Source organism: Vibrio fortis (genome assembly GCF_000695685.1).
GTDB lineage: Bacteria > Pseudomonadota > Gammaproteobacteria > Enterobacterales > Vibrionaceae > Vibrio > Vibrio fortis_A.
The window spans coordinates 248,338-265,404 of record NZ_JFFR01000028.1; the positions used below are offsets into that span (position 1 = coordinate 248,338).

At 46.4% G+C, this 17,067-nt stretch carries 14 protein-coding genes; 8 read left to right on the forward strand and 6 right to left on the reverse strand.

Annotated features, from left to right (window positions below; translation table 11 throughout):
* Positions 1-29: 29 nt before the first annotated feature.
* The 4 genes from ileS to ispH all read left to right on the forward strand — a co-directional run bounded on the left by ileS (position 30) and on the right by ispH (position 5,232).
* Positions 30-2,867: an isoleucine--tRNA ligase gene (ileS, locus tag VFDL14_RS02805; RefSeq protein ID WP_032553181.1), complete on the forward strand. Its 2,838-nt coding sequence runs from the start codon at positions 30-32 to the stop codon at positions 2,865-2,867.
* A gap of 219 nt (positions 2,868-3,086) precedes the next feature.
* Positions 3,087-3,587, forward strand: coding sequence for a signal peptidase II (gene lspA / locus VFDL14_RS02800; RefSeq protein ID WP_032553182.1), 501 nt, complete (start codon positions 3,087-3,089; stop codon positions 3,585-3,587).
* 127 nt (positions 3,588-3,714) lie between these two features.
* Complete coding sequence (gene fkpB, locus VFDL14_RS02795; protein ID WP_032553183.1) at positions 3,715-4,146, forward strand: FKBP-type peptidyl-prolyl cis-trans isomerase; 432 nt, start codon at positions 3,715-3,717, stop codon at positions 4,144-4,146.
* A 129-nt stretch (positions 4,147-4,275) separates the two neighbouring features.
* Positions 4,276-5,232 (forward strand): 4-hydroxy-3-methylbut-2-enyl diphosphate reductase, encoded by a 957-nt coding sequence (gene ispH, locus VFDL14_RS02790; protein ID WP_084181922.1) that lies wholly within the window; start codon positions 4,276-4,278, stop codon positions 5,230-5,232.
* A gap of 99 nt (positions 5,233-5,331) precedes the next feature.
* On the opposite strand, the gene btsR is transcribed toward ispH, so the two are convergent.
* From btsR to VFDL14_RS02775, 3 genes are all read right to left on the reverse strand, one after another.
* Positions 5,332-6,063, reverse strand: a complete 732-nt coding sequence (gene btsR / locus VFDL14_RS02785; RefSeq protein ID WP_032553185.1) for a two-component system response regulator BtsR — start codon at positions 6,061-6,063, stop codon at positions 5,332-5,334.
* Positions 6,064-6,121: 58 nt separating this feature from the next.
* Positions 6,122-7,792 (reverse strand): sensor histidine kinase, encoded by a 1,671-nt coding sequence (locus VFDL14_RS02780; RefSeq protein ID WP_032553186.1) that lies wholly within the window; start codon positions 7,790-7,792, stop codon positions 6,122-6,124.
* Positions 7,793-7,990: 198 nt separating this feature from the next.
* Positions 7,991-9,478, reverse strand: a complete 1,488-nt coding sequence (locus VFDL14_RS02775; protein WP_032553187.1) for a carbon starvation protein A — start codon at positions 9,476-9,478, stop codon at positions 7,991-7,993.
* 310 nt (positions 9,479-9,788) lie between these two features.
* Here VFDL14_RS02775 and VFDL14_RS02770 point away from each other — a divergent pair, with 310 nt between their 5' ends.
* A complete protein-coding gene (locus tag VFDL14_RS02770; RefSeq protein ID WP_032553189.1) occupies positions 9,789-10,139 on the forward strand; it encodes a DUF2799 domain-containing protein in 351 nt (116 codons plus the stop codon).
* A gap of 59 nt (positions 10,140-10,198) precedes the next feature.
* Here VFDL14_RS02770 and murQ read toward each other — a convergent pair whose 3' ends face one another.
* Both murQ and VFDL14_RS02760 read right to left on the reverse strand, forming a co-directional pair.
* Entirely contained in the window at positions 10,199-11,125 is a 927-nt protein-coding gene (gene murQ, locus VFDL14_RS02765; protein WP_032553190.1) for an N-acetylmuramic acid 6-phosphate etherase, read from the reverse strand.
* A 31-nt stretch (positions 11,126-11,156) separates the two neighbouring features.
* Positions 11,157-12,272, reverse strand: a complete 1,116-nt coding sequence (locus VFDL14_RS02760) for an anhydro-N-acetylmuramic acid kinase (protein WP_032553191.1) — start codon at positions 12,270-12,272, stop codon at positions 11,157-11,159.
* A gap of 99 nt (positions 12,273-12,371) precedes the next feature.
* Between VFDL14_RS02760 and nagZ the strand changes: the two genes are divergently transcribed.
* The 3 genes from nagZ to tyrA all read left to right on the forward strand — a co-directional run bounded on the left by nagZ (position 12,372) and on the right by tyrA (position 15,852).
* Positions 12,372-13,364: a beta-N-acetylhexosaminidase gene (gene nagZ / locus VFDL14_RS02755; protein ID WP_032553192.1), complete on the forward strand. Its 993-nt coding sequence runs from the start codon at positions 12,372-12,374 to the stop codon at positions 13,362-13,364.
* A 244-nt stretch (positions 13,365-13,608) separates the two neighbouring features.
* Positions 13,609-14,682 carry a 3-deoxy-7-phosphoheptulonate synthase gene (locus VFDL14_RS02750; protein WP_032553193.1) on the forward strand — a complete coding sequence of 358 codons (1,074 nt, stop codon included), beginning with the start codon at positions 13,609-13,611 and terminating at the stop codon, positions 14,680-14,682.
* Positions 14,683-14,724: 42 nt separating this feature from the next.
* Complete coding sequence (gene tyrA, locus VFDL14_RS02745) at positions 14,725-15,852, forward strand: bifunctional chorismate mutase/prephenate dehydrogenase (protein WP_032553194.1); 1,128 nt, start codon at positions 14,725-14,727, stop codon at positions 15,850-15,852.
* A 158-nt stretch (positions 15,853-16,010) separates the two neighbouring features.
* Here the strand turns inward: tyrA and VFDL14_RS02740 are convergent, their stop codons facing one another.
* Positions 16,011-17,048, reverse strand: coding sequence for a M23 family metallopeptidase (locus tag VFDL14_RS02740; protein ID WP_032553195.1), 1,038 nt, complete (start codon positions 17,046-17,048; stop codon positions 16,011-16,013).
* Positions 17,049-17,067: the final 19 nt, after the last annotated feature.

The following is a 17,067-nucleotide window of genomic DNA, read 5'->3' on the forward strand; positions in this document are numbered from 1 at the left end:
TTCGCCCAATATAACGGAATTAAGAATCGATGAGTGATTATAAAGATACCCTGAACTTACCTGAAACAGGGTTTCCAATGCGCGGTAATCTGGCAAATCGTGAGCCAGAAATGCTTAAGCGTTGGTACAAAGAAGATCTTTACGGCGAAATCCGTAAAGCGAAGAAAGGTAAAAAATCTTTCGTACTGCATGATGGCCCTCCTTACGCGAACGGCGATATTCACATTGGTCACGCGCTAAACAAGATTCTTAAAGACATTATTATTAAATCTAAGACTCTGTCTGGTTTTGATGCTCCATACATCCCAGGTTGGGACTGTCACGGTCTTCCTATCGAGCTGATGGTTGAGAAGAAAAAAGGCAAACCAGGTCAGAAGATCTCTGCTTCTGAGTTCCGTGAAGAGTGTCGTAAGTACGCTGCGGGCCAAGTTGAAGGTCAAAAAGAGAGCTTTAAACGTCTAGGTATCATGGGTGAGTGGGACAAGCCATACCGCACTATGGACTTCGGCACTGAAGCAAACATCATCCGCGCTCTAGGTAAAATTGCAGACAACGGCCACCTACTGAAAGGTTTCAAACCTGTTCACTGGTGTACTGACTGTGGTTCTGCTCTAGCGGAAGCGGAAGTTGAGTACAAAGATAAAGTTTCTCCATCAATCGACGTGAAATTCACAGCGGCTGATGAAGCTGCGCTAGTTTCTAAATTCAAGCTAGCTGAAGGTCACGAAGGCCAAGGCGATATCTCTATCGTTATCTGGACTACAACACCATGGACACTGCCTGCAAACCGTGCAGTATGTCTACGTGATGATCTTGAATACGTTCTAATCCAAGTAGAAGCGAATGGCGATCAAGCTGCACAGCGTATCATCGTTGCTTCTGAGCTAGCTAAAGACGTAATGGATCGTGCGGGTATCGAGCACTTCCATAACCTAGGTTTTGCGAGCGGCGCTGATCTTGAGCTAACTCAGTTCAACCACCCATTCTACGACTTCACTGTTCCTGCGATCCTTGGCGATCACGTAACAACGGATTCAGGTACTGGTGTGGTTCACACAGCACCGGGCCACGGTCAAGAAGACTTCGCGGTTGGTAACAAGTACGGTCTAGAAGTAGCAAACCCAGTAGGTTCAAACGGTGTTTACCTACCAGACACTGAGCTATTTGCTGGTCAACACGTATTTAAAGCGAACGACTCTGTACTTGAAGTACTGAAAGAGAAAGGCGCTCTACTACATCACCACGCTTACGAGCACAGCTACCCACACTGCTGGAGACACAAAACGCCAATCATCTTCCGTGCGACACCACAATGGTTCGTATCGATGGATCAAGCTGGCCTACGTGCTAAAGCTCTTGAGTCAATCAAGGGTGTTGAGTGGATGCCTGAGTGGGGTCAAAGCCGTATCGAAGGTATGATCGAAGGTCGCCCTGAGTGGTGTATCTCTCGTCAACGTACTTGGGGTGTGCCAATCGCTCTGTTCGTTCATAAAGAGACAGCAGAACTGCACCCGAACACGCTTGAGCTTATCGAGCAAGTTGCTCAACTTGTTGAGCAGAAAGGTATTCAAGCTTGGTGGGATCTAGAAATCTCTGACCTACTAGACGAAGAAGCGGACAAATACGAGAAAGTACTAGATACACTGGACGTATGGTTCGATTCAGGTGTAACACACTACTCAGTTGTTGACGCTCGTGAAGAGTATAACGGCAACAAAGCTGATCTATACCTAGAAGGTTCAGACCAACACCGTGGTTGGTTCCAGTCTTCTCTAATTTCATCTATCGCGATGAAAGACGAAGCGCCATACAAGCAAGTGCTAACGCACGGCTTCGTAGTAGATGGTAACGGCCGTAAGATGTCTAAGTCTATCGGTAACGTTGTTGCACCTAAAGATGTAACCAACAAGCTAGGTGCAGATATTCTGCGTCTATGGGTTGCTTCTACAGACTACACAGGTGAAGTAGCGGTATCTGATGAGATCCTGAAGCGTTCAGCAGATGCTTACCGTCGTATTCGTAACACAGCGCGTTTCTTCCTAGCGAACTTGAACGGTTTCAACCCAGAAACAGACCTAGTTCCTGCTGAAGAGATGGTGGCACTAGACCGTTGGGCTGTAGGCCGCGCACAAGCTGCACAAGAAGAGATCGTGAAAGCATACGGTGAGTACAACACTCACGGTGTAACTCAACGTCTAATGCAGTTCTGTTCTATCGAGATGGGTTCTTTCTACCTAGATGTAATCAAAGACCGTCAGTACACAGCGAAGAAGGGCGGCCACGCTCAACGCAGCTGTCAAACTGCGCTTTACTACATCGTAGAAGCTCTGGTTCGTTGGATGGCACCTATCATGTCGTTCACAGCAGACGAAATTTGGAACGAAATGCCAGGTCAACGTGACAAGTTCGTATTCACAGGTGAGTGGTTCGAAGGTCTATTTGGTCTAGCGGAAGGCGAAGAACTAAGCAACGAATTCTGGACTGAAATCCAATCTGTTCGTGGCGCAGTGAACAAGCTTCTTGAAGATGCTCGTAAAGAGAAAACTATCGGCGGTGCACTTCAAGCTGAAGTGACTCTGTACGCAGACGATGCACTAGCAGCGAAAATCAACAAGCTAGAAGACGAACTACGTTTTGTTCTTCTAACTTCAGCTGCTGTTGTTAAGCCTCTAAGCGAGAAGAGCGATGCAGCACAAGCGACAGACCTTGAAGGTCTATTCGTTGAAGTTGCAGCGACAGAGAACGAGAAGTGTGACCGTTGTTGGCACCACACGCCAGATGTTGGCACAATCGAAGGTCACGAGAAAGTGTGTGGTCGTTGTGTGACTAACGTTGCTGGTGAAGGTGAAGTGCGTAAGTTCGCATAATCTAAAGCAGTGATTAATTGAACTTTGCTTAGTTTTTATAGCCCCAGTATCTACTGGGGTTATTTTTAGCTGGGATAAAATGCCGATCGATACGGCTGGTCATTTTTATGCAGTGGCGCGCAACATCAAAGCGGATGGAGGTTCAGCCACCATATTGGTCTTTCATGTGTGCATCTCGCTGTATAGAATAGAGAAGTTCATAGATTTATAGGAATAAGCATGAGTGATTTTTCACTAAAGCAGTCGGGCGTACGTTGGTTATGGCTGGCTTTATTGGTCTTTCTTGCGGACATTGGCATCAAGCTGTTTGTGATGGACAATATGGGTTACGGCTGGGCAAACCGTATTGAGGTATTGCCATTCTTTAACTTCTTGTATGTTCATAACTACGGTGCTGCTTTCAGCTTTTTGAGTGATCAAGGTGGCTGGCAACGTTGGCTGTTCACAGGTATTGCGTTTGTAGTCACGGGTATGCTGACCTACTGGATGAGCAAACTGCCGGCGACAGAGAAGTGGAATAACATCGCTTATGCAATCATCATTGGTGGTGCGGTAGGTAATGTATTTGATCGAGTTGTTCACGGCTTTGTTGTGGATTACTTAGACTTCTACTGGGGCACATACCACTGGCCTGCATTTAACCTTGCTGATATGGGTATCTGTATCGGTGCTGCGATGATCATCTTAGATGGATTCCGCAAAAAGGATGAGAGCAAATAAGCTCTACAAGTCACTTAATGACTCACAGAATATAATAGCCCTAAGCGCTGTCGGTTGATTCCGGCGGCGCTTTTTGTTTATTCTCTGTGAGGAAAAATAATAATTGATACAACCCAAGGAAAGTAACGTGACAGCAATTAAGAATGACTCAGCAGTAACACTTCATTTTACCATTAAGATGAAAGACGGTTCCATTGCTGACAGTACTGAGAACATGGGCAAGCCAGCTAAATTTGTAATGGGCGATGGTAGCTTGAGTGAGAACTTTGAGCAGTGCCTATTAGGACTAGAAGCAGGCACGCAAAAGTCGATTGATTTAAAAGCAGAAGATGCGTTCGGTTTGCCTAACCCAGATAATGTTCATCACATGGATCGCGCACGTTTTGCTGGCGACACTGAGATTGAAGTCGGTACTATTATGGCTTTTTCTGGTCGTGATGGTATGGAAATTCCAGGCATCATTACTGATATTGCTGGCGACTCTGTCACTGTGGACTTTAACCATCCACTGGCAGGCCAAGACGTGACGTTTGACGTTAACATCTTAGCGGTAGAATAGACGGCGATTCATCTTTGCCAACAATTCGAAGCTTCACTGTCTTTGCGCTTCCCTGTAGAATGCCCGCTTCGCTAAACGCGAACTGTAGAATGATCTTGGTCGCGCTGTAAGCGATTCGCAATAAAAGAACTGAGCAATAAAATGAAAATAATGTTAGCTAACCCGCGTGGATTTTGTGCCGGTGTTGATCGAGCGATCAGTATCGTGGAGCGCGCACTGGAATTGTATCAACCACCGATTTATGTTCGTCATGAAGTGGTGCATAACCGTTTTGTTGTCGAAGGTTTGAAACAACGCGGTGCGATTTTCGTGGAAGAGCTTCATGAAGTGCCAGACGATAACATTGTTATCTTTTCTGCTCACGGCGTGTCTCAAGCGGTTCGTAAAGAAGCCAAAGAGCGCGATCTAACGGTTTTTGATGCGACTTGTCCTCTGGTAACCAAAGTACATATGGAAGTGGCTCGTGCGAGCCGTAAAAATATGGAAGTGGTTCTGATTGGTCACGCAGGTCACCCTGAAGTTGAAGGTACCATGGGCCAATACGCTAGCGATACTGGTGGCATGTACTTGGTTGAGAAACCAGAAGATGTGTCAAAGCTGGTGGTTAAAGACCCAAGCAACCTTCACTATGTAAGCCAAACGACACTGTCTGTTGATGAGACGGCTGATGTGATCGAAGAGCTGCGTCGCGTGTTCCCTGAGATCCAAGGCCCACGTAAAGACGATATCTGTTACGCAACACAAAACCGTCAAGATGCGGTTCGTGATATGGCGAACGATGTTGATGTGGTGATTGTTGTTGGTTCTAAGAACTCATCAAACTCAACACGTTTGAAAGAGCTGGCTGAGAAATTGGGTACCCCAGGCTACTTAACGGATTGCCCAGAAGACATTCAACCAGAGTGGGTTGAAGGCAAGAAGAAAGTCGGTGTGACGGCAGGTGCTTCGGCGCCAGAAGAACTGGTTAATCAAATTCTAGATCGTATCCGCGAGCTAGGTGCTGAAGGCATCGAAGAGATCCAAGGCCGCGAAGAGAATATGTTCTTCGAAGTGCCAAAAGAGCTTCAGATTAAACAAGTTGATTAATCATCGCGTTTGATAAAAGTTTTGAACTAAAAAGCCAACCTTTGCGGTTGGCTTTTTTTGATCTTTTTTCAATGAGTTGAAGTACATTGAATGAAAACGTTAGTGGATACCAAGCTGCTCTTTGAGAGTTTTCAGATAGCGACGACTAACAGGTACCTCAAAGCCCGTTAGAGTGATGATCTCCGCAAGACCGTTTTCCAGAAGCTTGATCTCTTGGATCGCCTTTATGTTGATCAAATATTGGCGATGACAACGGATCAGATCAGTTTTCTCTTCTAGGACTTTTAGAGTCAGTTGAGAAGAGGCGGTTTGTGACGCGCTGCGAACGTGAACACCACTCAGGTCAGAATAGGCGCACTCGACCGTTTGGCTTGCCATGATCACAATGCGGTTGTGACCGATACACGGAATCTGCTCCAAGTGCGATGGTGCAATAGCATTGATGTCTTGTTCAGGCGGTTGCTGGCTCTGCTTAATCACCTTACATAAGCGTGAAACGCTCTTGTTGAGCCTACACGGCTCAACCGGCTTGAGGAGGTAATCGAAGGCGTTATCCTCAAAGGCTTGAATCGCATATTGGTCGTAAGCGGTAACGAATACCACGTAGGGCATGTTCTCTGGGTCGAGCATACTCAGTAGCTCGATACCGGTGATCTGCGGCATTTGAATGTCTAAATAAACGACGTCTGGCTTGAGGTGGTTGATCTGCTTTAGCCCTTCGATGGCATTACTCGCTTGACCTATCACATCCACTTTTTCTGTTTCAGTGAGCAGCTCAATCAACTCTTCGCGAGCGAACAGCTCATCATCTATGACTAATGCCTTTAACATCCAAATACCTTAATTCCAATCTACTGTGTCAGTATACGCTGTTATGTTGAATCGCGCGTTACAGCGCCTTTGGAATGATAAAGCTCATACGCGTAAATTGCTGTGGCTGAGATTCTATTTTTAGAGCTGAGTCTTGTCCAAAGAAATTGGTTAGACGTTTGTCCACGATCTCCATACCTAAGCCTACATGATCGCTACTTGGCTTTTCGTAGCTGCCTGCGTTGTCTTCCACTGTGATTCGGTAGCTGCCTTGATGGAGTTCGCTATAGATTTTCACTGTTCCCCCCTCAAGAAGATTAGATATCCCGTGCTTGATGGCGTTCTCAACCAGAGGTTGAAGGGTAAAGCTTGGTAGTTCGACCTCATAAAGCTGAGGGTCAATATCCCATTCAATCTCTAGGCGATCGGTAAAACGCGCTTTCTCGATCGTGAGGTAGGCATTAACGTGCGCCAACTCATCTTTCAGTTTGACGGTGTTGATGTTCTGTTTGAGGTTACTTCTAAAGAAGTGTGATAAATGCTGAATCAGCTCTCGCGCTTTATCTGGTTCACGCCTTGTGACTGCACTGATGGTATTCAGAGCATTGAATAAGAAGTGTGGATTGACTTGCGCATGCAGTAGTTTAATTTCAGCCTGCGTCAGCAAGGTTTGCTGTTGTTGATAGTTGCTAAACAGAATCTGGCTCGATAGCAGCTGAGCGATACCTTCACCCATCGACATATTGATGGTCGAAAAGAGTTTAAGCTTCGGTTCGTAGAGCTTGATGGTTCCGACAACTTCATTCCCCGCACGCAGTGGGATAATCAGAGCTGAGCCTAGCTTACAATCTGCTGAGAGGGAGCACTGATATGGGTTCTCTTTGCCATCTAAGTAGATGATGTCGTTCTTCTCCATTGCCGTTAAAGTGCTTTGAGAGGAGATCGGAGTATTAGGGATATGGTGCTCATCACCAATACCAACGAATGCGAGGATTTTCTCTCTATCGGTTATCGCCACCGCACCAACGTTGGTCTCTTCATAAATAATACGGACAATCTTTTGTGCGTTGTCTGAGTTAAAGCCGCCATGAAGAATACCAACCGAGCGCTCGGCAATGGTCAGCGCGCGGCGCGAAAAGGTCGCAGAGTATTTTTCAAAGATGGTTTTTCTGTCTTGGATGATGCTCATGAACAGCGCAGCGCCGACTGAGTTTGCAATGATCATTGGCGCTGCAATGTCGGACACCAGTGCGTAGGCTTGGGCGAATGGCTTAGCGACCGCCAACAGAATCAGCATCTGAATGATTTCAGCAAACAGGGTTACGGAAAACACCACCATCGGATTGAACAACTGACTCGCTTTGTTCTTACGCACCAGATAGACGTGCAGTAAGCCACCGATTAGGCCCTCTGCTGTGGTCGATATGGCACATGCAAGGTCTGTGAATCCACCTAAGGTGTAGCGATGGATGCCGCCAGTTAAACCGACGGCAAAGCCAACTACAGGCCCACCAAACAGACCGCCCATTACCGCCCCCATTGCGCGCGTGTTCGCGATGGCATCGTTGATCTGCAAGCCAAAGTAAGTGCCCATAATACAGAACAGTGAGAACAGGATATAACAACTGACTTTATGACTGAGCCGTGACGAGATACTCAGCAGTGGCAGGATCAGAGGTGTTTTACTGATCATATAAGCCAGTACCAAATAGACACAGGTTTGTTGAAGTAGCGAGAGAATCAGTTCCATATATCCACTAATAAAAAGTTCTGCATGGGTTAAGGCGAAGCGACATAAGCTTTAAGCACTAGGTAATACCGCATTGGTTATAGGTATAGTTTAAGGGCCATCTACCTAGTAACGCAAAGCCCATCACTAGGATGGGCTTTGTAGAGTTTCCAACCTTAATTTAAGGTGGAGCAAGCGAAGGGGTTTGAACCCGATAAGCTAGGCTGTTTTTGTTACGCCTTTTGCTTCTTTCTCTTCATCAGCAAGGTCGGTTTCGCCTTTGCCTTTAGAAATCTTGATTACGTAAGCCGCAACACCCAGAGCACTAATCACACCAACGATAGTTGAGATTTGCATTGGTAGGCCGAAACCAAGTTGGCTGTTATTCAGGATGAATGTGATACACACAGACGTCATGAAGATAGCTGGAACCGTCGTTACCCAGTGCAGTTTGTTGTGACGTAGTAGGTAAGCTGAAGCTGTCCACAACATCATTACTGCTGTTGATTGGTTAGCGAAACCGAAGTAGCGCCAGATGATACCGAAGTCTACTTGAGTCAGGATGCCACCAATAACGAACAGTGGTAGAGCCATCAGTAGGCGGTTACGCAGTGTCTTCTGTTCCATGTTGAAGTATTCAGCAAGGATTAGACGGCTTGAACGGAATGCAGTGTCACCAGAAGTGATTGGTAGGATAACTACACCTAGGAAAGCAAGGATACCGCCAAATACACCCAGTAGGCCGAATGAAGCGCTGTATACCACGTTACCTGGACCACCATTTGCTACTGCTTCAGATAGTGACTCAACTGAACCGAAGAATGATAGTGCAAGTGCACACCAGATAAGAGCGATGATGCCTTCACCAATCATTGCACCGTAGAATACGAAGCGACCGTTCTTCTCATTTTCCATACAACGCGCCATTAGTGGAGACTGAGTTGCGTGGAAGCCAGAGATAGCACCACAAGCGATAGTGATGAATAGAGCAGGCCAAAGTGGCAGGTCGTTCGGGTTCATGTTAGTGAACATGTCGCTGATTTCAAAGCCACCCATGATTTGGTGTTCATCAGAGAAGCCAATGGCTGTGATTAGGCCAACAGACATAAAGATAAGCAGTGCGCCGAACAGTGGGTAGAAGCGACCAATGATTTTATCAACAGGGACAATTGTTGCGATGATGTAGTAAGCGAAGATAACCACAACCATCGTTGTTGCAGACATCGCGAAGTCAGTTTGGTCATTTACTAGGTTCGTGATCATGCCTGCTGGAGCTGATACGAATACCACGCCCACAAGAAGAAGCAGAACAATGGCAAAGATATTCATAAAGTGTTTTGCGCCATTGCCTAGGTAACGTCCTGTGATGGTTGGAACCGAAGCACCGCCATTACGGATAGATAGCATACCTGAGAAGTAGTCGTGTACGGCACCTGCGAAGATACAACCGAGCACAATCCAAAGCATTGCTGCTGGGCCGTATAAGGCACCCATGATAGGGCCGAAGATTGGACCAACACCTGCAATGTTAAGCAGTTGCACAAGGTAAACCTTTGGTGTCGACATTGGAACGTAATCCACACCATCTTGTTTTGTATGAGCCGGAGTTTGGCGTTTTTCGTTTATGCCGAACACCTTCTCAATGAAAGTGCCATAAAGAAAGTAACCGCCGATGAGTGCCGCAACACAGGTTAGAAACCACATCATAATCTGTTATCCCTGAATGTATTAATTAAGTCAGGGTGGATAATAAGCGAGCAGTTGGCGAGAAGCTTGTGCTTAAGACGTTAGTGGTCGTATAGCGATTTAAGTGGCGCTGTGGTTGATTGAGTGGTTTTCAGATTTGTTAAGCGGTTGGGTGCCAGGTTAAGCGGTTGGGTGTCAGGTTAAGTGGTTTTGTCTCGAACTAAGCGGTGACTTGGGGGAAGCAGTGGACATTTCAGCGGGTTAAGCGGAGAATCGAGATACGTTGGCTAGTGATAGCACCTAATGAATAATAAGAAGATAAGGGATTCCAATGAAGAAAGTAACCGTAGCCTTGCTATTGGCTCTAGGTATGACAGGCTGCGCGTCAAACGTGCAAGACTTAGCAGCAGAGGGGAATTGGCAAGAGATTGGCTACCGTGATGGCGTAAGAGGTAATACTCAGCGTTCCTATTCTGAGATGACTAAGCTGGGCGCTGTCGATCAAGCCGCATACAGCGAAGGTTACTACCAAGGTGTCAGTGAATACTGTAACCCTAACCATGCTTATCAGATCGGCCTTTCTGGTCAGGTTTATGAAGGTGTCTGTTCTGGTACTGAAGATGCGCAGCGCTTTCGTATGGAGTGGCAACGAGGCTGGGATGAGTTCTCGAACGAGCACTAAGCTGATACACATCATCAAAAAAGCACCGATTCGTCGGTGCTTTTTGTATTCAGCCTTTGCTAGTTAGACTGGTTATGTTCAACCGCTTTACGAAGGAATCCATCTTGTTTCTTAAGTTGTTGCTTCGCGACTTCTAGGTCTAGTCCGGTGAGTATCATTAAGATTGCCAGTTTCACGTCGTAGCTGGTCTTCTCAAGCGTTTCTCTTGCTACCTCTTTGTCGCAATCCGTAGCTTGCATAACAATACGGGCAGCGCGCGCCACTAGTTTCTCATTGGTGGCTTTAACATCCACCATTAGGTTTTGATAGCTTTTGCCAATGCGGATCATACTGGCAGTGGTCAGCATGTTGAGCACCAGTTTTTGAGCGGTGCCTGATTTGAGACGGGTCGAGCCAGTGAGCGCTTCAGGGCCCACCACTGGGCTGATAGGAATTTTAGCCAACTGAGCGATAGGTGAGTCAGGGTTACAAGAGAGTGACACCGTGGTCGCGCCAATCTCATTGGCGTATTTGAGCGCACCAATCACATACGGAGTGCGACCGCTCGCTGCAATGCCAACGACGACATCTTTGGCATTAAAGTGAATGGCTTTAAGATCCTCAACACCGAGAGTGAGTGAGTCTTCTGCTCCCTCTTTCGCTTTTAATATCGCTTCTGGGCCTCCTGCAATTAGTCCGATAACGAGCTGGTCGGAAACGCCAAATGTCGGTGGGCACTCTGAAGCGTCGAGTACGCCGAGTCTCCCGCTAGTGCCAGCGCCCATATAGATAAGGCGACCGCCATTACGAAAGGCGTCGGCGATATAGTCAACTGCGTTGGCTATCTGTGGTAGCTCACTTTCGATGGCGAGTGGTACCTGTTTGTCTTGTTGGTTGATCTTCTCTACTACTTCCAGAGATGAGAGCAGATCAATGTCCATGGTTTCAGGGTTTCTACCCTCAGAGACTAAGTGTGATAGTGCTGAAATAAGAGCGTCGTTACTCATAAATATCCTTAAATCTAATCTCTATTGATGGTCAGTTTGCGCGGTACAGCACGCCAAGAGAAGCGCTTTGTGAAGCCCCAGTCACCTCGGGAAGGTTGCTTGGTAGCTTATGCACGTAACGTTGAGCCAGCCATGCAAATGCCATGGCTTCCATGTAATCAGCATCGACTCCTTTAGCGGAAGTCGAACTCACTTGCCAGTCAGGAAGCATCTTCGCAAGGCGATCCATCAAAAGTGGGTTTCTGACACCTCCACCACATACATATAAGGCAGGGGATGAGCCAGATTGATGCTTCACGACTTCATTAGCTATGGTGATGGCGCTGTACTCACAAAGGGTGCGCTGTACGTCGGGTTCCGATATTTCTGGTAATGCCTTTAATTTGTTTTCCAGCCACGGCAGATTGAACAGCTCTCGCCCTGTGCTTTTCGGTGGTAGCTCAGCAAGGTAGGCTTCTTCAAGCAGTGAATTCAGTAGCGCCGAATTTACTTGGCCACTGCGAGCAAACTCGCCATCTTGGTCGTACTTTTTACCGCAGTGTTTGTTTATCCAAGCATCCATCAACATGTTGCCCGGGCCGGTGTCATAACCCAGCGTTGGTTTGTCTGGTTGAAGTACTGAAATATTCGATATGCCACCAATGTTCAGTACCACTACGCTGCTCTCTTTGGCCTCAAATATGGTTCGATGAAATGCAGGAACCAAAGGTGCTCCTTGCCCACCCAACGCCATGTCTTTGCGACGAAAATCAGCTACAACATCAATATTGGTTTTAGTCGCAATGATATTGGCATCACCTAACTGCATAGTAAATGGGTGATTCCCACTAGGCTGATGAAATACGGTTTGGCCATGATTGCCAATTGCGGTGATTTGAGAGGCGCAGATATTGTGTTTTGACAGCAGCTGTAGAACCGCATCTGCAAATAAATGACCAAGCTGGTGGTCAAGCTCGCCTATCGCGATCAGGTTGGTCTGCTGGCCGATACAGACATCGAGTAGCTGTTTTTTTGTCTCTTCGGGCATAGGGAATTCGTCGTGGGCAATCAGCCTAATTTGCTGGTCGTCGATACTGACCAAAGCGGTGTCGATACCGTCCATACTGGTCCCAGACATAACCCCGATGTATAGCTCTTTATGATCCATTCCTAAACTCTTCTGACCGTGAATTAAAAACATTGTAATGCAAATTCAAACGGAATAACCTCGTGAAGATTATCAATTTTGGCTTAGTAAGGGATAAATATGGGACCGTTGTGGGTAGATGTTGAAGGCTACGAGCTCACTGCTGAAGATAGAGAAATTCTTGAGCATCCAACCGTGGGTGGGTTGATCTTTTTTGCTCGTAACTATCATGACAGCAAGCAGCTAGCGGCACTCACCAAAGAGATCCGTAAAGCGGCTAAACGACCTATTCTCATTGGTGTCGATCAAGAGGGGGGCCGAGTACAACGCTTTCGTGATGGTTTCTCAATTATTCCTGCGGCGCAAGAGTTCGCCAAACACAACAACGGTGAACAATTGGCTGAGCAAGCTGGTTGGTTGATGGCAGCAGAGTTAGTAGCTCATGATGTCGATTTGAGCTTCGCGCCAGTATTGGACAAAGGTCATCAATGCAAAGCGATTGGCAATCGAGCCTTTGGTGAGGACATCGATACTATTGTTCGTCACAGTAGCGCCTTTATCCGTGGGATGAAAAGCGTCGGAATGGCTACGACGGGCAAACACTTCCCAGGCCATGGCGGTGTGATTGCAGACTCTCACCTGGAGACGCCTTATGATCCAAGAGAAGATATCTTTGAAACTGACATGGCGATCTTTAAGGCTCAAATTGAGGCGGGCATTTTGGATGCGATGATGCCTGCGCATGTGGTTTTTTCTCACTATGATGATAAACCAGCCAGCGGTTCACACTATTGGTTACAAGAGGTGTTGAGAAAACAGCTTGGATTTAAAGGGTTAGTTTTCTCCGATGATTTGACGATGGAAGGTGCGGCGATCATGGGTGGTCCGGCACAAAGAGCGCAAGCCGCCTTGGATGCTGGATGCAACATGGTGTTGATGTGTAATAAACGAGATGCACAAATAGAGGCTTTAGATAACCTAGAGATACAAAGTGTTCCCTTGGCGCACTCTTTATTGAAAAAACACACCTTTGACCTTTCAACACTACAGTCAGATGTTCGATGGAAAGAGGCTTCTGAGCAGATGAAGCGTGTTTTAGATAACGGGCAATAAATAGACACTTTTTAAGTTTTGCTAAGGCGATATGAGAAATATCGCCTTTTTTGTATCTATAAAGACTGATTTCTAACTCTTTTCATGTTTTCTTACCATAAATTCTAAGTGTAAATATTTTTTTACGTTAAATGTTTTTTATTATTTACACTTGCAATCGTTTCTATAGCTGTTATTTTAGTTTTCAAAGATTGTTAGCCCATATTGGTTGCTTGGGTGTAAAGAAAAGAATACAGGTTGAGTTATGCAGAAAAGTGAATTAAGCAATGTCAATATCATCGACGAACAGGTACTGATTACTCCAGACGAGTTAAAAGCAAAATTATCTCTGAGTGATAATGCTCGTCGTTTTATTCAAGAGTCTCGTCAAACTATCGCCAACATCATCCACAAGAAAGATCACCGCATGCTAGTGGTGTGTGGTCCTTGTTCGATTCATGATGTTGAAGCTGCTAAAGAGTACGCAAAACGCCTGAAAGCACTTTCTGAAGAACTAAGTGATCAACTGTACATCGTAATGCGCGTGTACTTCGAAAAACCACGTACAACTGTTGGTTGGAAAGGTCTAATCAATGACCCACATCTAGATGGCACATTTGATATCGAGCATGGTCTTCACGTAGGTCGTGAACTGCTGGTTGAATTGGCAGAGATGGAAATCCCACTAGCGACTGAAGCTCTTGACCCAATCAGCCCACAATACCTAGCAGACACATTTAGCTGGGCGGCGATCGGTGCTCGTACTACTGAATCTCAAACTCACCGTGAGATGGCAAGTGGTCTATCTATGCCAATCGGCTTCAAAAACGGTACTGATGGCAACCTAGGTACTGCGATTAACGCGATGCAAGCGGCTTCTTCAAGCCACCGTTTCATGGGTATCAGCCGTGAAGGGCAAGTTGCGCTACTTACAACTCAAGGTAACCCAAATGGCCATGTGATCCTTCGTGGTGGTAAGCAGACCAACTACGATTCTGTTTCGGTGCATGAGTGTGAAGAAGAGCTATCAAAAGCAGGTCTAGGTGCTGCACTTATGGTTGATTGTAGCCACGCTAACTCTCGCAAAGACTTCCGTCGTCAGCCGCTGGTTGCTGAAGACGTAATCCACCAAATTCGTGAAGGCAACAAATCAATTATCGGTTTGATGATTGAAAGTCACCTTAACGAGGGCAACCAATCTTCTGACATTCCTCTCGATCAGATGAAATACGGCGTTTCAATTACCGACGCGTGTATCAATTGGGATTCAACTGAGGCACTATTGAAGCGTGCACACACGGAACTAGTCCCATTCTTGGAAAATCGTCTAAAAGGCTAGTGCCAGCACAAATCGAGGCTTAAGGATTAGAAAGGAAGAAGAATGGCCGTTGAACTGAACGAATTACGCGACCAAATTGACGTTGTCGATAAACAGATGTTAGAGCTTCTTGCTCAGCGCTTGGCGCTGGTTGAGAAAGTAGGTGAGGTGAAAAGCGAGCACGGTTTACCGATTTATGTGCCTGAGCGTGAGGCTGCGATGCTTGCATCTCGCCGTGCAGAGGCTGAAAAATTAGGTGTGCCGCCACAGCTTATTGAAGACATTCTGCGTCGTACTATGCGTGAGTCGTACGCAAGTGAGAAGGATTCTGGCTTTAAGTGTCTGAACCCTGAACTGCGTTCAGTTGTTGTTATCGGTGGTAACGGCCAGTTGGGTGGTCTATTTGGACGTATGTTCAAGCTATCTGGTTACGATGTAAAAGTGCTAGGTAGCAAAGACTGGGACAAGGCTGATGAGTTGCTGAAAGATGCTGGTCTTGTTGTGGTTACTGTTCCAATCCATTTGACAGAAGGCGTGATTGATAAGCTGGGTAACTTGCCAAGTGACTGTATTCTGTGTGACTTAACATCGATCAAGTCTAAGCCATTGCAACGCATGTTAGCGGTTCACCAAGGCCCTGTCGTTGGTCTACACCCAATGTTTGGCCCGGATGTGCCAAGCCTTGCGAAGCAGGTGATTGTTTACAGTGATGGCCGCGGTCAAGAAAGCTACCAATGGTTGTTAGAGCAATTCGGTATCTGGGGTGCAAGCCTATGCAGCATGGATGCTCAAGAACACGATCACGGTATGACGTTAATCCAAGCGCTGCGCCACTTCACTTCATTTGCTTACGGCCTACACCTTAGCAAAGAGAATCCAAATATTGATCGTCTGCTGCAGCTAAGCTCGCCGATCTACCGTCTTGAGATTGCGATGGTTGGTCGTCTATTTGCCCAAGACCCGAACCTGTACGGGGATATTATTCTCTCTTCAGACGAGAACATCGCGATGATTCGCCGCTTCCACCACTGCTTTGGTGAAGCCCTGAAGATTCTGGAAGGCAAAGATAAAGCTCAATTCGTGGAAAGCTTCAATGAAGTGAGCGAGTGGTTTGGTGATTACTCTCAGCAGTTCTTGCAAGAGAGCCAAAGCCTTCTTAAGCAAGCACATGACTCGATTCATCGCGGCTAGCCTGCGCTAGAGTTAGCTCAAATAACACTGAGTAAAGCATAGATAGAAAAATAGCCACCTAACTTAGGTGGCTATTTTTTTATTTAACTATCATTGATTTAAAAGTAATTGGCCTATTGTAGGCAAAAAGATCATCATAGGCTAAAAGCTCTTAAGCCTTAGTTGGTTGCGAGTGTTGTCTTTGCCTTGGTTTCATCACTTGATACGGTTTCAATCGATGAGTTGGTGTAAGGCACGTTAGTCAGGTTGATTTGCAGACGTACAACATTATCGATCAGTTGAACCAGTGGTCCCCACTTCACCTTTTTCTCTTTCTCAAACACGTAGTTAAAGTTCTCTGGCGTCCAGTCCATCAAGTATTGTGGATTCAAAGAGCGACCCAAAAAGCGTACTTCGTAATGCAGGTGTGGGCCGGTTGAGTTTCCTGAGTTACCACAGCTTGCAATCACATCACCCTTACTCACAAACTGACCGCTGCGAACCTTAAACTTCTGCAGGTGAGCGTAAGAGCTCATGAAGCCAAAAGAGTGGCGCATGGTCAGGAAGTTACCAAAGCCTTTCTTACTCGGGCGCACGGTTTCAATGACACCGTCAGCAGGAGCAAGGATATCTTCACCGCGCTTACAGGTGAGATCGATACCGGTGTGAGTATGACGCTTGCCTGTAATAGGATTGATACGACTTCCGTATGATGATGAGATGCGCTGATAAGCCATTGGGCTATCGTTAGGGATTAAGCGGAACATGGTTGCACGTACCGCCGAGTCAATGGCCGCAGCGTCGATTCGCTCTTCAAGAGAGGTCTCATCGTTAACCAGTTCTTCATCGGCAAGGCCAAGTACTGACTCAACGTCGAATACGCGCTTGCCGAGCAGTTGAATAGTGCCTTCTTTTTCCGTTAAAGCTTGTGCTAATGAGTGATTGGTTTCAATCTGCTCATCGTACATAAACTCCATATTGTCTTTCTCAACAATTAAAGTCTCGATCAGCTTCTGTGCATCATGGGCCTGATCAGAGGCGTGTTGTTCTGATGCAGATAGCTTTTGCTGGCCATCGTAATGTAGATAGATTGCACCGCTAATTAAAAGAGGAACGGAAAGGACTGCAGAGGTGCAAAAGAGCACGGCTTTACGGCCGAAGTAAAATGTCTGCTCCCCGTTGCTCGAAGGAACAGTAATCGAAATTTTCTGAGACATGATGACGTATTAAATAAAA